Origin of the sequence: Rhizobium leguminosarum (assembly GCF_001679785.1) — a bacterium.
Lineage (GTDB): Bacteria > Pseudomonadota > Alphaproteobacteria > Rhizobiales > Rhizobiaceae > Rhizobium > Rhizobium leguminosarum_R.
Window position 1 is genome coordinate 256,771 of the sequence record NZ_CP016289.1, and the last position, 15,278, is coordinate 272,048.

Consider the following 15,278-nt stretch of genomic DNA (forward strand, 5'->3'; position numbering starts at 1 on the left):
AATCACAAGCCGGTCACTCACGTCGATGTGACAGCCAGACGAAAGCGCCTATGTGAAGATGAAACAGCGCTCAACTTGAGTTGACAATCTCGCGAGGAGTGAGGACAGTGCCCGCCGGTCAGAGCCAGCATTCCGGGGGAACCTATGTCCGTGCGCTCGTTCTTTGCTTTCGCGACAATCGCATTTTCCATGATCGCCGTCAGTTTTCCTGCAGCCGCTGCGGATACGAAGCGCGACATCCAGACGATCAAGGACGCCGATTTCTTCGGATTCGATCTTCGCACCGAACAGAACGTCTCGCTCGATCAGTGCAAGACCTCCTGCATCGGCGACAAGAGCTGCAAGGCCTTCACCTACAATCCCAAGGTGAAGTGGTGCTTCCTCAAATCCGATTTCAAGACAATGAACGCCTTCCCCGGCGCCATCGCCGGCAAGATTGTCGAAACGGCCGGCCAGCAGGAGCGGGATATAGGTGCTGCGCCGCGCCTGACCTTCCTGAGCAACGATCTCATCCAGCAGGCCCACGACTTCAAGGACAATCTTACCCTCGCCGACGGCCAGCAGGGGCAGGGCGTCGACAGCCTAACGGCCAACGCCCGCCTCGACCTCACCGCCAACAACCTGGCCGACGCGCTGAAGTCCTTCCATGGGGCGCTGTCGATCACACCTGACGACGCCGATCTCTGGCTCGAAACCGCCCGCGCAGCAGCCTCGCTCGGCAGCGCCGAGAGCAGCACGGCGGGACAAGCGGTGGTCGACGCGCTGAACGGTTACGAGCTGACACGCACCACCGCCAAGCGTGCCGAGGCGCTCGCCGTACTCGCCAATGCACTGGAACGAAACGCCAATTACCGCCCGGCGCTCGACGCCTACAAGGCGAGCCTGGCGCTTGTCGGTGCCAAGGATGTGCAGGCGGCCTACCTGCAGCTGAAATCGACGCAGGGCTTCCGCGTCACCGAACACACGGTCGATGCCGACAGCGCCACGCCGCGTGCCTGCGTCACCTTCTCCGAGGCGCTCGTCAAGACCACCGACTACGCGCCCTTCGTGACGCTGAACGGTGAAGCGCCGAAGGCGCTGGAAACCAAGAACAAGCAGATCTGCGTCGAGGGGCTGACGCATGGCCAGACCTACAAGATCGCCTTCCGCACCGGCCTGCCGTCATCAGTCGACGAGGTGCTCGAAGCACCTGTCAGCATCGACGTCTATATCAAAGACCGCAGCCAGATGGTGCGTTTCACCGGCGACAGCTTCGTGCTGCCCTCGACGGCGCGCCGCGGCATCCCGATCGTTTCGGTCAACATAACCTCGGCCAACTTGAAACTCTACCGCATCGGCGATCGCGCCATTGCACCACTGCTGACCAATTCGCAGTTCCTGAGCCAGCTCGACGGCTACAGCGCCCAGAACATCCAGGATCAGAGCGGCGAACTCGTCTGGCAGGGCTCGATCGATATCGCCAACGAACTCAACAAGGACATCGTCACCGGCTTCCCGGTCGACGAGGCGCTGCCCGAGCGCAAGCCCGGCATCTATGTGATGACCGCAACGGCGGCAAACGGCCCGGCGCAGGAGTGGAATTCGCAGGCGACGCAATGGTTCCTGGTCTCCGATATCGGCGTCACCACCTATGCCGGCACGGATGGGCTCAACGTCTTTACCCGCTCGCTCGCCTCGGCCAAGCCGATATCAGGCGTCGAGCTGCAGCTGCTTGCCAAGAACAACGAAGTGCTCGGCACCGCGACGACCGACGAAAACGGCCGCGCCACCTTCACCGCCGGCCTGATCCGCGGCACGGCGGCGCTGACGCCCGCCGTCATTGCCGCCAGGAACGGGACCTCGGACTACGTCTTCCTCGACATGACGCGGGCCGGCTTCGACCTTTCCGACCGCGGCGTGACGGGTCGCGCGGCACCCGGCGCGATCGACGTGCTGACGTTTACCGAACGCGGCATCTACCGCGCCGGCGAGACGGTGCATGCGCAGTCGCTCGCCCGCGACACCGATGGCAACGCCATCGAGAACCTGCCGCTCACCTTCATCTTCAGCCGCCCCGACGGTGTCGAAGACCGGCGCATCGTCAGTCAGACCAGCAATCTCGGCGGCTATACCGTCGATTTCCCGACCCAGGAAAACGCCATGCGCGGCACCTGGACGATGAACATCTATACCGATCCCAAGGGCAGCGCGATCGCCACAAAGAGTTTCCTCGTCGACGATTTCGTGCCCGATCGCACCGAGATGGAGATCAAGACCGAGGCCAAGGAAGTCGGTCCGGATACACCGGCGACGATCACCGTCTCGGGCAAATATCTCTACGGCGCCCCGGCCGCCGGCCTGACGCTCGAAGGCGACGTCGTCGTCAAGCCGACGCGCGAGAGTGCGGCCTATAAGGGCTTCCTCTTCGGGCTTGCCGACGAAGAGGCGAGCGAGGATTCGCGTCAGCCGATCGACGGCCTGCCGGAACTCGACGAGAACGGCGAAGCCTCGACGGATCTCACCATCAGCGAACTGCCGGCAACGACGCAACTGCTCAACGCCACGGTCTACATGCGCATGCAGGAGGCGGGCGGGCGCGCCATCGAGCGCACTCTGACCATTCCGGTGAAGAACGAGCGCGCGTCGATCGGCATTAAGCCGGAATTTTCCGATGATCTGCCGGAGAACTCGATCGCCAACTTCACGGTGATCGGCGTGAATGCCGATGGACAGAAGCAGGAGGCGAAGGGCCTGCGTTGGAAATTCTACAGCCTCAACCGTGAGTACCAATGGTATCGCGAGGGAACGGCATGGAAATACGAGCCGGTCTACACCGCCGAGCAGGTCTCCAATGGCAGCGTCGACGCGACCATGGACGGCGGCAAGATCTCCGTGCCGGTGGGCTGGGGCCGCTATCGCCTCGAAGTGGAAAGCCCCGATGCCGACGGTCCGACCTCCAGCGTCGAATTCGACGCCGGCTGGTTCGTGAGCTCGACCTCGACCGAAACGCCCGACGGGCTGGAAATAGCCCTCGACAAGGACAGTTACAAGATCGGTGAAACGGCCAAGCTGAAAGTCACCTCGCGTTATGGCGGCGAGCTGATGGTGACGGCGGGAACCGAAAAGCTGGTTGCCGTACAGAACGCCACGATCGGCGAGACCGGCGGCGAGATCGACATCCCCGTCACGGCTGATTGGGGTGCCGGCGCTTATGTCACAGCCACCCTCTTCCGCCCCGGCGACGCCCAGGACAGCCATATGCCGATGCGCTCGATCGGCATCAAATGGCTGAAAGTCGACCCCGAACAGCGCGCCCTGCAGGTAACGCTCGACACGCCCGAAAAGATGTTGCCGCGCGGTCCACTGAATATTGGCCTGCAGGTGGCGGGCGCCGGCGCCAACGAGGATGCCTATGTGACGGTTGCCGCCGTCGATGTCGGCATTCTCAACCTGACGCGCTACGAACCGCCGAACCCGGAGGACTGGTATTTCGGCCAGCGCCAGCTCGGCCTTGAAATCCGCGACCTCTATGGCCGCCTGATCGACGGCTCGCTGGGTACGACCGGCAAGCTCCGGACCGGCGGCGATGGCGGTGCCATCGCGCTGCAGGCCAGCCCGCCGACGCAGAAACTCGTCGCCTTCTTCTCCGGGCCGGTGAAGCTCGACGCTGAAGGCAAGGCCAATGTCTCCTTCGATATCCCGCAGTTCAACGGCACGGCGCGCGTCATGGCGGTCGCCTGGTCGAAATCAGGCGTCGGCCACGGCGTCAAGGATGTCATCATCCGCGATCCTGTCGTGGTGACCGCAAGCCTGCCGAAGTTCCTCTCCCCCGGCGACAAGGCCAATCTGCGCCTCGACATCGCCAACACCGATGCACCGGCTGGCGATTACAAGCTGCAGCTGACCGGCAATGGCGCGGTCGGCATTGAGCAGGCATCCGCCTCGCAGACGATCCGCCTTGAGGCCGGCGCGAAATCCGAGCTGACGCTTTCGCTCATCGGCAAACAGCCGGGCGCCGGCAGCGTCTCGATCAACCTCTCCGACGCCTCCGGCCTTTCGCTCGACCAGACTGTCGACCTGCCGGTGCGCCCGGCCTCCTTGCCGATCACCGAACGGCGGGTGCTGGCGCTGAAGCCGGGGGCAAAGCTCACCGTCGACAAGAACCTGCTTGCCGACAGCGTGCTGCCCGGCGCCTCGATCAGCGTCAATGTCACCCGTTCGGCCGCCTTCGACATCCCGGCCCTGCTGATGACGCTCGACCGCTATCCCCTCGGCTGCGCCGAGCAGACCACCAGTCGGGCGCTGCCGCTGCTCTACCTCGCCGAGGTGGCGAAGCAGGCCGGCATGGCAAACGATGATGATGTGAAGAAGCGCGTGCAGGATGCGATCTACCGCGTGCTCTCCTATCAGGCCTCAGCCGGCAGCTTCGGCCTCTGGGGGCCGGATTCAGGCGATGTCTGGCTCGATTCCTACGTCACCGATTTCCTGACGCGGGCCCGCGAAATGAAATATGAGGTGCCGGAAAGGGCTTTCGTGCAGGCGCTCGAAAACCTTCAGAACACCCTGTCCTACACCACCGACATCAAGGGCCAGGGCGACCAGATCGCCTATGCCATCTACGTCCTTGCCCGCAACAAGAAGGCCGCGATCAGCGATCTGCGCTATTATGCCGATACGATGATCAACGACTTCCCGACACCGCTCGCCAAGGCGCATATCGCCGCCGCACTGGCGCTCTACGGCGACGCGCAGCGTTCGAAGACCATTTTCCTCGACGCGCTGCAGATGTCGGAGCAGTCGATGGTGTCACGCGTGAACCTGTCGCGCACCGACTACGGCACGATCCTGCGCGACGGCGCGGCGATCCTGGCGCTCGCCGCCGAAAGCCGGCCGGTGCCGCCCGTCATCCCGGAACTCGCCAGGGCGGTCGGCAAGGAATGGCAGCGCAGCAAATACAAGAGCACGCAGGAAGAAACCTGGATGCTGCTTGCCGCGCGCGCCATCCAGGGCGGTGACGATGGCCTGAAGGTCGATGTCAATGGCGCCGCGCACACCGGTGCCTACATGGCACGCATGACCGGCGATGCCCTGGCTGACCATCCGTTGACGCTGACCAACCAGACCAACGACACGGTCTCGGCTGTGGTCACCACCGTTGCCTCCCCGACAGTGCCGCTGCCGGCCGGCGGCGACGGCTTCATCATCGAGCGGACCTATTACACGCTCGACGGCGAGCAGGCGAATGTCAGCGAGGCGAAGCAGAACGAACGCTACGTCGTCGTCATCCATGTGCGCGAAACCAATGACTGGCCGTCGCGCATCGTCATCACCGACCTTCTGCCCGCCGGCTTCGAGATCGACAATCCTAACCTCGTCGACAGCGCCCAGATGACGAATTTCGACTGGATCGGCGAGATTTCCGCTGCCCATACCGAATTCCGCTACGATCGCTTCGTCGCCGCCTTCAACCGCGCGGCAGGCGACAACCGCGAATTCAACGTCGCCTATGTCGTGCGCGCCGTCACCCCCGGCACCTACGACCATCCGGCCGCAAACGTCGAGGATATGTACCGGCCGGAGCTTTCGGCCCGCACGGCAACCGGCAAGATGGAGGTCCTGACGGCTCAACCATGAGGCGGCGGCACAAGTTCGCGATCGGGTCCGCAGCCGGCATCATTCTTGCCGGCGCGGCTCTCTTTGCGCTCGATGCCGCCGACAGGGCCTTTCCGCCGCCTCTGGACAGGGCAAATGCCGTCTCCGCCGAGGTGCTGGATGCCGATGGGCAATTGTTGCGCGCCTTTGCGACGTCGGAAGGCCGCTGGCGGCTGAAGACGACGGTCTCCGACGTCGACCCGCAATTCCTGCGCATGCTGATCGCCTATGAGGACCGGCGTTTCTACGATCACGGCGGCATCGACCCCTGGGCGCTCGGGCGCGCTGCCGTGCAATTAGTCAGCAACGGCCGCATCGTCTCCGGCGCCTCGACGCTATCGATGCAGGTGGCGCGGTTGATCGAGCCGCGCGAAGGGCGCTCCCTTTCGGCGAAGCTCTTGCAATTGGTGCGCGCCGTGCAGATCGAGCGGCGGCTGTCGAAGGAAGAGATCCTCGACCTTTATCTGACGCATGCGCCCTATGGCGGCAATCTGGAAGGCGTGCGCGCCGCAAGCCTTGCCTATTTCGGCAAGGAACCGCGGCGCCTGACGGTCGCCGAGGCGGCGCTGCTCGTCGCCCTGCCGCAATTGCCTGAACGGCGCCGGCCGGACCGCAATCTTAAGGCAGCCGAGGCCGCACGCAAGCGTGTGCTCGACCGCGTCGCGGTCGCCGAAGCCATTGGCGACGGCGAAGCCGAGCGGGCTGAAGGTGTTGCGGCCCCACCGCGGCGCATGCAATTGCCTGCACTTGCCGCCCATGTGGCCGAAGCCGCACTTCGCAACGAGCCGACGGTTCTCAAGCATCAGACGACGCTGAAGAAACAGGTGCAGCAGGGGCTGGAGGCGGTTGCGAGGGCAGCGGCCATGAAACTCGGGCCGAAGCTTTCGCTCGCCATGATAATGGCGGATGCGCAAACCGGCGCGATCGTCGGCGAGGTCGGCTCGGCCGATTATTTCGATGCCAGCCGTTCCGGCTGGATCGACATGACGCGCGTCAACCGCTCGCCGGGCTCGACCCTGAAGCCCTTCATCTACGGGCTCGCCTTCGAGCAGGGGCTGGTGTCCCAGGAGACGATGATCGAAGACCGGCCCGCCGATTTCTTCGGCTATCGGCCGCGCAATTTCGACATGAGCTATCAGGGCGACGTCACCGTGCGCGAGGCGCTGCAGCTTTCGCTGAACGTGCCGGCCGTCAAGCTGCTCGATGCCGTCGGCCCTTCGCGTCTGATGGTGCGCTTCCGCCGCGCCGAGGTCCGTCCAGTGTTGCCGCCGAACGAGACGCCGGGGCTTGCGATCGGTCTTGGCGGCGTCGGCATAACCCTGAAGGATCTGGTGCAGCTCTATACGGCGCTCGCCAATCGGGGTCAGCCGGTTAGGCTCGGCGACGGCGTCACCGGCGAACCGGCCAAGCTCGACGGTGAACCGCTGCTCGAACCTGTTGCGGTCTGGAACGTCGCCGATATTCTGTCCGGCGTCATTCCGCCTGCCGGCGCGCCGCAGCGAGGTATCGCCTATAAAACCGGCACGAGCTACGGCTATCGCGATGCCTGGTCGGTCGGCTATGACGGGCGTTATGTGCTCGGCGTCTGGGTTGGACGGCCTGACAATAGCGCCGTGCCGGGGCTGACCGGCTATGGCACTGCCGCGCCGATCCTGTTCGAAGGTTTCGCTAAATCCGGCATCGCTACGACGCCGCTGCCACGCCCGCCTGCGGGCGCCGTGCGCATCGCCCAGTCCGAGCTGCCGATCAGCCAGCGGCGTTTCGCCCTCAATGCCAGCGGCCTGCTCGCCTCCGGCCGCGAGGCCGCGCCCCAGATCATCTATCCGCCCGAGGGGGCGCATGTCGATCTCGGCGCCGGAGAAGGCGAGCTGTCGCCGCTGATGCTGAAGCTGCAGGGCGGCCGTGCGCCGTTCCGCTGGCTTGCCAACGGCAAGCCGCTGCCCGATCTCTCCCGCCGGCGCACCCAGCAATGGCTGCCGGATGGCGGCGGCTACTCGAAACTGACCGTCATCGACTCGGCCGGACGCGCCGCAAGCGTCGGCGTTTTCATCGACTGAAGCATCGTTCTTTGCGCGTCTGAAAAGACACCCGCGCGGTAAGGAACAAAAGCCGCGCTGCAACCGTTGGGGACAATCTCCTTCCAACGTCAGACGGCCCCATGACACTTCCGACAGCGACCTACCGGATACAATTCCGCAACGGCATGACCTTTGATCGCGCCTGCGACCTCGTCCCCTACCTCAAGACGCTCGGCATCAGCCACCTCTACGCCTCGCCGATCTTCACCGCCGTCAGCGGCTCGACCCACGGCTATGACGTCACCGACGCCAACGAGATCGATCCGGCGCTTGGCGGCCGGGCAGGATTCGAACGGCTGACGGAACGCCTGGCCTCGGCAGGCATGGGGCTGGTCCTCGACATCGTCCCGAACCACATGGCGGCCTCGCCGGAAAACGGCTGGTGGCGCGACGTGCTGACATTTGGCCGGCAAAGCGCCTATTTCAACCACTTCGACATCGACTGGAGCGAGCCGCTCACCCTGTCGCAGCTCGGCCAGGATTTCGATGGGGCGCTCGCCGGCGGCGAACTGCGCATAACGCTCGACGAAACGCATGGCAACTTCGCCTTCGGTTATTTCGAGACGCTGTTGCCGCTGAACCCCGGGAGTTACGGGGCGATCGCAAACCGGCTCGACGATCCGGTCGCCATCAGAATGGCGGAGGCCGCGGCCGCCACCTCCGGCGAGGACTTCAACCGCGCGATACGTGACATCCTCTTCGAAGGCGGCGATCGGGCAGTCCTCCGGCAAAAACTCGAAGAGGTCTCCTCGGATCGCGAATTCGTGAGAAACCTGCATGAGGCACAGCATTGGCGGCTGACCCACTGGAAGGACGCGGCACGACATCTGAGCTATCGCCGCTTTTTCGAGGTGACCGGACTGGTCGGCACCCGCGTCGAAGATCCCGTCGTGTTCCAGGACATGCACCGGCTGGTGCTCGAGCTGGTGCGCCATGGCAAGGTCCAGGGCCTGCGCATCGATCATGTCGACGGGCTCGCCGAACCCACCGCCTATCTCGAAAGGTTGCGGGAGGCGGTGGGACCGGACACCTATGTCGTCGTGGAAAAGATCCTGGGAACCGGTGAGGTCCTGCCGGAGAGCTGGCCGGTCGCCGGCACCACGGGATATGAATTCATCGCCGCGCTGAGCGAGCTGTTCATCGACGGCGGCGGTCTGCGCATATTGGACGATGCCTACCGCGGCGTCGCCGGTGAGACGGGCGATCTCGAGGAGGGTCGGCGAATTGCCAAGCGACTGATGGTCGAACGCAATTTCGCCGGCGAGACCGGCAGGCTGGTGTCGATCGCGGCCGGCATCTTTCCCGAGCTAAAAAGAGACGAGATCGCCACCGCCCTCAGCGAGTTGCTGATCGCCTTTCCCGTCTACCGCACTTATGGCGACGGCGGCCCTCTTTCCTGGCAGGATTCAGCGGTGCTTGCGGCGACCGCCTCGCAAGCCATGGCGCAGCTCGACGACCGGCGTGCATGCGACCATGTGCTGAAGCTTCTCGAAGGCAAGGTGGAAGGTGACGCGGCCCACGAATTCCGTATCCGCTTCCAGCAATTGAGCGGGCCGGTGATGGCGAAGGCGACGGAAGATACGCTGTTCTACCGCTATAACAGGCTGCTTGCCGCAAACGAAGTCGGCGGCGAACCGGGTAAGGCGCCTGGCGGCCCGGAGGAATTCCACCGCCGCATGGCCGAACGGGCGCGGCTGCAGCCGCATGGGCTTTCGGCAAGCGCCACCCACGACACCAAACGCGGCGAGGATGCGCGCGCAAGGCTTTATGCGTTGAGCGAGGGCGCCGATGTTTTTGCACAGGCGGTCGAGCGTTGGCGCGACATGAACCGGCCGTGGCTGAATGACCTGCCGGAGGGTGCCGCGCCGGAACCAAATGTCGAATGGATGCTCTATCAGGCTCTCGCCGGCATTTGGCCGGAGGATTTCGACCGGGGACAGACCGAAGAGCTCCACGAACGCTTCACCGATTACGCGGTCAAGGCGGTGCGCGAGGCGAAACTGCGCAGCGGCTGGACGGAACAGGATGCCGCCTACGAGGAAGCGGTCACCACCTATGTCGCGGCACTGGTCTCGCCTGACAATGACGTCTTCCTCGAGGATTTCGAAAGGGCGCTGCAGCCTTTCATCGCGGCGGGTTACCTCAACAGCCTGTCGCAGACGCTGCTCAAGCTGACGGCCCCCGGCATTCCCGATATCTACCAGGGTGCGGAGGGCTTCGATTTCAGCCTCGTCGATCCCGACAACCGCCGGCCGGTCGATCATCAGCGGCTGACGGCCTGGCTTGATGAATCCAGACCGATCGCCAAACTGCAGGCCGCAGCGTTGAAGCAGCGCCTCGTCGGGATCGGCCTGCAGCTGCGCCAGCGGCACGTGGACCTCTTTACTGGAGGCGACTATCTGCCGCTGAAGGTGACGGGCAACCGGCGCGACCATGTGCTTGCTTTTGCCCGGGTGCATAAGGGTGATTTCGCCATCATCGCGGCGCCGCGGCTGATGTTCGGCTGGCTCGACCCCGGCGTGCTCTTCGCCGGCCCGGAATTCTGGGAGGATACGGCGATCGCCATCCCCTCCCCGCTTCACGGACTGAAGGCCGATCTGGTGACCGCAAAGACGATCGAGCCCGGTGGCAGCATTTCGGTCGCCACCCTGCTCGGGAGCCAGCCGGTCGGGCTGATCACCCCGATCTGAGGATCAGCCGCCGCAAAAATCGAGCCCATGAAAATAGTGCTTGACCTTCCAGTCGCTGGAAGGTTGATAAGCCTATCCAAGTGCCCCTCCGGGCACAGGAGATAGTCATGCATATCAAGCACGAACACGATCACCATCACAGTCACACCGATGGCGACGATCATTGCCATTGCGGCCATGAACAGGAGAAGGCTGTAAGCGCCGTGACCCGTGATCCTGTCTGCGGCATGACCGTCGATCCACAGGCCGGCAAGCCCTCGCTCGACCGTGACGGCCGCATCTATCATTTCTGCTCCGACGGCTGCCGGACGAAATTTGCGGCTGCGCCTGAGGATTACATGACCGCGAAGGACCCCGTCTGCGGCATGACCGTCGATCGCTCGACGGCGAAACACTTTCTGAAAGCCGACGGCGAGAAATTCTATTTCTGCTCGGCCGCCTGCCAAGCGAAGTTCGAAGCCGACCCCGCAGCCTATCGCAACGGCAACCGCCCAGCGGCACAGCCGGCACCCAAGGGTACGCTTTATACCTGCCCGATGCATCCTGAAGTCGTCAGTGATCGTCCCGGCGACTGCCCGAAATGCGGCATGGCGCTGGAGCCGATGGGCATTCCGCCTGAGGACGAAGGCCCGAACCCGGAACTCGTCGATTTCATCAGGCGGCTTTGGGTGAGCGCCATTCTTGCCATACCTTTGTTGGCGCTCGGCATGGGGCCGATGCTCGGCCTGCCGCTCCGGGAAACGATCGGCGAGCCGCAGGCGACCATCATCGAACTCTTACTGGCAACGCCGGTGGTGCTCTGGGCGGCCCTGCCCTTCTTCCGCCGCGCATTGGCGTCCCTTGCCAACCGCAGCCCGAATATGTGGACACTGATCGGTCTCGGCGTCGGCACCGCCTATGTCTACAGCGTCGTCGCCACGCTTGCGCCCGGCATCTTCCCGATGAGCTTTCATGGCCATGGCGCGGCCGTGCCTGTCTATTTCGAGGCGGCCGCCGTCATCGTCGCGCTCGTCTTCGTCGGCCAGGTGCTGGAATTGAAAGCACGCGAACGCACCGGCTCGGCAATTCGCGCCTTGCTCGACCTTGCGCCGAAGACGGCGCGGCGCCTCGATGACGAGGGTAGCGAGAGTGACGTGCCGGTGGACAATATCCAGACTGGTGACCGGCTGCGTGTGCGCCCTGGCGAGCGGGTGCCGGTGGATGGCTCCGTCCTCGAAGGCCAGTCGACCGTCGACGAATCGATGATATCAGGTGAGCCCCTGCCCCTGGAAAAGTCGAAGGGCGACTCGCTGACCGGCGGCACGATCAACAAGAACGGCACCTTCGTCATGACCGCCGAGAAGGTCGGCGCCGACATGGTGCTGTCGCGCATCGTCGACATGGTCGCCAAGGCACAACGCTCGCGGGCTCCGATCCAGGGCGCGGTCGACCGGGTGTCGGCCGTCTTCGTGCCGGCGGTGGTCGCCGCCGCCGTGCTTGCCTTCCTCGTCTGGGCCGCGATCGGCCCGGAGCCGAGCATGGCCAATGGGCTGCTTGCCGCCGTTGCCGTTCTCATCATCGCCTGCCCCTGTGCGCTTGGCCTTGCGACGCCGATGTCAATCATGATCGCGACCGGGCGGGGCGCGCAGGAAGGCGTGCTGATCAAGGACGCCGAAGCACTGGAGCGTTTTTCCAAGGTCGACACGCTGATCGTCGACAAGACCGGCACGCTGACTGAAGGCAAGCCGAAGCTTACCGATATCGTCGCCTTCGGCGGGGTTAGCGAAAACAGGCTGCTGTCGCTGGCGGCAAGCCTGGAGCGCGGCTCGGAACATCCGCTGGCCGAAGCGATCGTTTCCGGTGCCGAGGAGCGTGGTGTCACCTTCGTCGAGGTCACCGGTTTCGAAGCCAAGACCGGCAAGGGCGTTCAGGGCCGTGCCGACGGCACGTCGGTGGCGCTTGGCAATGCGGCGATGCTTACCGATCTCGGCATTGATCCGGCGGTACTCGCCGAGAAAACCGAAGCCCTGCGCGGTGACGGCAAGACAGTGATGTTCGTGGTGTTCGACGGTGCGCTTGCCGGTCTTGTCGCCGTCGCCGACCGAATCAAGCCGACGACAGCAGCCGCCATCAAGGCGCTGCACGACAGCGGGTTGAAGATCATCATGGCGACAGGCGACAACGAGCGCACGGCACGCGCGGTGGCAAAGAGCCTCGGCATCGACGAGGTGCGCGCCGATGTGCTTCCGGAAGGCAAGAAGGCGCTGATCGACGAGTTGCGGGCCAACGGCGCCATCATCGCCATGGCCGGTGACGGCGTCAACGACGCGCCGGCGCTTGCCGCCGCCGATGTCGGCATCGCCATGGGTACCGGCGCCGACGTCGCGATGGAAAGCGCCGGCATCACATTGGTAAAGGGCGATCTGAACGGCATCGTCAGGGCGCGGCGGCTGGCGGAGGCGACGATGCGAAACATCCGCCAGAACCTCGGCTTCGCCTTCGGCTACAACGCGCTCGGCGTACCGGTCGCGGCCGGCATGCTCTATCCGATCTTCGGGCTGCTGCTTTCGCCGATGATCGCCGCCGCGGCGATGAGCCTGTCGTCCGTTTCGGTCATATCAAATGCGCTGAGACTGCGCTTTGCAAAACTATAGGAGATGGCGATGAATATCGGCGAAGCATCGGAACGGTCCGGCCTGCCTTCCAAGACCATCCGCTACTACGAGGATATCGGCCTCATCCGCCCCGAAAAGGGCGGAAACGGCTATCGCGACTATGCCGCGACCGACATCCACAAGCTGCGCTTCCTGCAGCGCGCGCGCGGCCTCGGCTTTTCCGTCGAGGAATGCCGGCAATTGCTGGCGCTCTACGAGGACAAGGACCGGGCGAGCGCCGACGTCAAGGATATTGCTGAGACCAAACTTGCCGAGATCGACCGCAAGATCCGCGAACTGACGGAACTGCGCCGGACGCTGGAGCATCTCGTGCATGCCTGCCACGGCAACGACAGGCCGGACTGTCCGATCCTCGAAGAGCTTTCGGACGGCAGCTGACTATTCCGGGAGAGCAGGCGTCGCGTTTCAGGCGAGACCTGCCTCAGGAAAGCTGAGGCATGTTCTGGTTGGCGGCCTTCGAGGATTGAGGTTGCTCGTCAGGCCCCTCATCTTCGCTGTCGTCCAGTACGCCGTCATCCAACCGATGCTTGATCGCGAGCGCATAGATCACGTCGAGAATATTGCGGTCCTTCAGGTGAGAATCGGTCAGGGCGAGAAGCGAGGCCCGAACGATCTTCCTGCTGGTGGCCTTCGGACAACGCGCCTTGACGAAATCGTAGAGCGCCTGATCGGTCAGCCCTTCCATGGCGCCGTCCACGAGAGCTTCGTAGACCCGCTTCTTTTCCTTCATTCTTTCTATTCCCCTCCAAATCAGCGGCGCCATGATCTGTCATGTAATTGTCATAAACAATCGCGGATTTAAGGCGCCCGTCCGCTGGAGAGGGATATTTGAGATGATCCGGCGACGGTTTGGGCCCGGCATGATTTTTTTACGCCCGCTGGGAATAATATCCGCCGGATTTTCGTATACTCAATCATGGAACGCAAAGATCGCCCCTTTGATGTCATTGGACAGCTTGCAGCGCTGCGGCGCTACGCTCGCTCGCTGGTGCGCAATTCGGACGAGGCGGAGGATCTGGTGCATGATGCGCTGGTGCGCGCCTTCGAGAAGCGGAAAAGCTTCCGCAGCGGCGGCAACCTGCGCACCTGGCTGCTCTCCATCCTGCACAATGCCCATATCGATCGTCTTCGCCAGAACCGGTCGCTGACGCGCCGCCACGACGAGGCGGCTGTCGAAGCCGAGCAGTCGCTGCCGGCCGGCCAGGAGCATGCCGTGCGCCTTCAGCAGGTGCGCGACGCCTTCTTCGACCTGCCGGAGGAACAGCGCGAAGCGCTGCACCTCGTCGCGATCGAAGACCTTTCCTACCAGGAGGCCGCCCAGGCGCTTGGCATTCCTGTGGGGACGCTGATGTCGCGCATCTCCCGCGCCCGCGCTCAACTGCGCGAATTCGAGGAGAAGACGCCGCGGGTTTCGCATCTAAGAATAATCGGAGGGAACGGCAATGAAAGCAGTTGATCCGATCATCGATGCCGATCTCGACGCCTATGTGGATGGCGAGTTGGATGTCGCCCGTCGCATCCAGGTGGAATCCTATCTTTCCGAGAATCCGGCGATCGCCGCCAAGGTCATGGCCGACCTCAGCATCAAGGGTGAACTGCGTCTGGCGCTTGCCGGCGAAAGTGCCTTCGGCCGCCCCGAGACCCGCGATGCCGCTCGCCGGCTGGAACGTGGCCTTTCCTATGGCCGCATCTTCCATTCCTTGCAGCGCGTTGCCGCCGTCGGCATTCTGATCGCCGCCGGCTGGGTCGCGCACAACTCCTTCGGCGCCTTCTCGGCGACCGAGGTGGTGGCATCGGTTCCGGCACCCGCCTATGTCGAGGATGCCGTCCGCGCCTATCAGACCGCGGCCTTGCGCCAATCGATGCCTCCGCAGACGCCGGCCACCTATAGCCCCGACGATATTCGCGCCGCCACGGCGATCGTGATGCCCGAACTGCCCAGGGATTGGAAGGTCGCCGACGTGCAGATCTTCCCGTCCGAATTCGGCCCCAGCGTCGAGATGGCGATCGAACAACCGGATGGAAAGCAACTGTCGCTTTTCGCCGTCCGTCCGGGCGCCTTCGAGGTCAAGCCGGTCAGTCATCTCACGCTGGAAAAAGCGGAAGCCGCCTATTGGCAGATCGGCGAGGTCGCTTATGCGCTGATCGCCGACGATAGCGGTCTCAATCTCGACCAGGCGGCCGAAAGGCTCGCCCGCTCGCTCTATTAATTCAAACCGAGGAGA

8 protein-coding genes are annotated in these 15,278 nt (G+C 63.9%); 7 read left to right on the forward strand and 1 reads right to left on the reverse strand.

Annotated features, from left to right (window positions below; all coding sequences use genetic code 11):
- Positions 1 to 144: 144 nt before the first annotated feature.
- The 5 genes from BA011_RS32760 (at position 145) to cueR (ending at position 13,431) form a co-directional block, all read left to right on the forward strand.
- Positions 145 to 5,613 (forward strand): alpha-2-macroglobulin family protein, encoded by a 5,469-nt coding sequence (locus tag BA011_RS32760; RefSeq protein ID WP_065283943.1) that lies wholly within the window; start codon positions 145 to 147, stop codon positions 5,611 to 5,613.
- The gene (gene pbpC, locus BA011_RS32765; RefSeq protein ID WP_065283944.1) at positions 5,610 to 7,688 is read left to right on the forward strand and encodes a penicillin-binding protein 1C; all 2,079 of its coding nucleotides are present in this window, start codon (positions 5,610 to 5,612) and stop codon (positions 7,686 to 7,688) included. The genes BA011_RS32760 and pbpC overlap by 4 nt, the downstream gene beginning before the upstream one ends.
- 101 nt (positions 7,689 to 7,789) lie before the next feature.
- Positions 7,790 to 10,399 carry a malto-oligosyltrehalose synthase gene (gene treY / locus BA011_RS32770; RefSeq protein ID WP_065283945.1) on the forward strand — a complete coding sequence of 870 codons (2,610 nt, stop codon included), beginning with the start codon at positions 7,790 to 7,792 and terminating at the stop codon, positions 10,397 to 10,399.
- A gap of 107 nt (positions 10,400 to 10,506) precedes the next feature.
- A complete protein-coding gene (locus BA011_RS32775; protein WP_065283946.1) occupies positions 10,507 to 13,032 on the forward strand; it encodes a heavy metal translocating P-type ATPase in 2,526 nt (841 codons plus the stop codon).
- A gap of 9 nt (positions 13,033 to 13,041) precedes the next feature.
- Positions 13,042 to 13,431, forward strand: coding sequence for a Cu(I)-responsive transcriptional regulator (gene cueR, locus BA011_RS32780; RefSeq protein ID WP_065283947.1), 390 nt, complete (start codon positions 13,042 to 13,044; stop codon positions 13,429 to 13,431).
- Between the two features lie 43 nt (positions 13,432 to 13,474).
- Here cueR and BA011_RS32785 read toward each other — a convergent pair whose 3' ends face one another.
- Entirely contained in the window at positions 13,475 to 13,783 is a 309-nt protein-coding gene (locus BA011_RS32785) for a hypothetical protein (protein ID WP_065283948.1), read from the reverse strand.
- A gap of 186 nt (positions 13,784 to 13,969) precedes the next feature.
- On the opposite strand from BA011_RS32785, the gene BA011_RS32790 reads away from it, so the two are divergent.
- Both BA011_RS32790 and BA011_RS32795 read left to right on the forward strand, forming a co-directional pair.
- On the forward strand, positions 13,970 to 14,509 hold the full coding sequence (locus tag BA011_RS32790; RefSeq protein ID WP_020052884.1) for a sigma-70 family RNA polymerase sigma factor: 540 nt from the start codon (positions 13,970 to 13,972) through the stop codon (positions 14,507 to 14,509).
- Positions 14,496 to 15,263 carry an anti-sigma factor family protein gene (locus BA011_RS32795; RefSeq protein WP_065283949.1) on the forward strand — a complete coding sequence of 256 codons (768 nt, stop codon included), beginning with the start codon at positions 14,496 to 14,498 and terminating at the stop codon, positions 15,261 to 15,263. The genes BA011_RS32790 and BA011_RS32795 overlap by 14 nt, the downstream gene beginning before the upstream one ends.
- Positions 15,264 to 15,278 lie beyond the last annotated feature (15 nt).

Bases quoted from the DNA above. Each gene is read 5' to 3' on its own strand.
- BA011_RS32760 (WP_065283943.1), top strand. From the start codon at position 145: ATGTCCGTGCGCTCGTTCTTTGCTTTCGCGACAATCGCATTTTCCATG.
- BA011_RS32785 (WP_065283948.1), bottom strand. From the start codon at position 13,783: ATGAAGGAAAAGAAGCGGGTCTACGAAGCTCTCGTGGACGGCGCCATG.
- cueR (WP_065283947.1), top strand. From the start codon at position 13,042: ATGAATATCGGCGAAGCATCGGAACGGTCCGGCCTGCCTTCCAAGACC.
- BA011_RS32790 (WP_020052884.1), top strand. From the start codon at position 13,970: ATGGAACGCAAAGATCGCCCCTTTGATGTCATTGGACAGCTTGCAGCG.
- pbpC (WP_065283944.1), top strand. From the start codon at position 5,610: ATGAGGCGGCGGCACAAGTTCGCGATCGGGTCCGCAGCCGGCATCATT.
- BA011_RS32795 (WP_065283949.1), top strand. From the start codon at position 14,496: ATGAAAGCAGTTGATCCGATCATCGATGCCGATCTCGACGCCTATGTG.
- BA011_RS32775 (WP_065283946.1), top strand. From the start codon at position 10,507: ATGCATATCAAGCACGAACACGATCACCATCACAGTCACACCGATGGC.
- treY (WP_065283945.1), top strand. From the start codon at position 7,790: ATGACACTTCCGACAGCGACCTACCGGATACAATTCCGCAACGGCATG.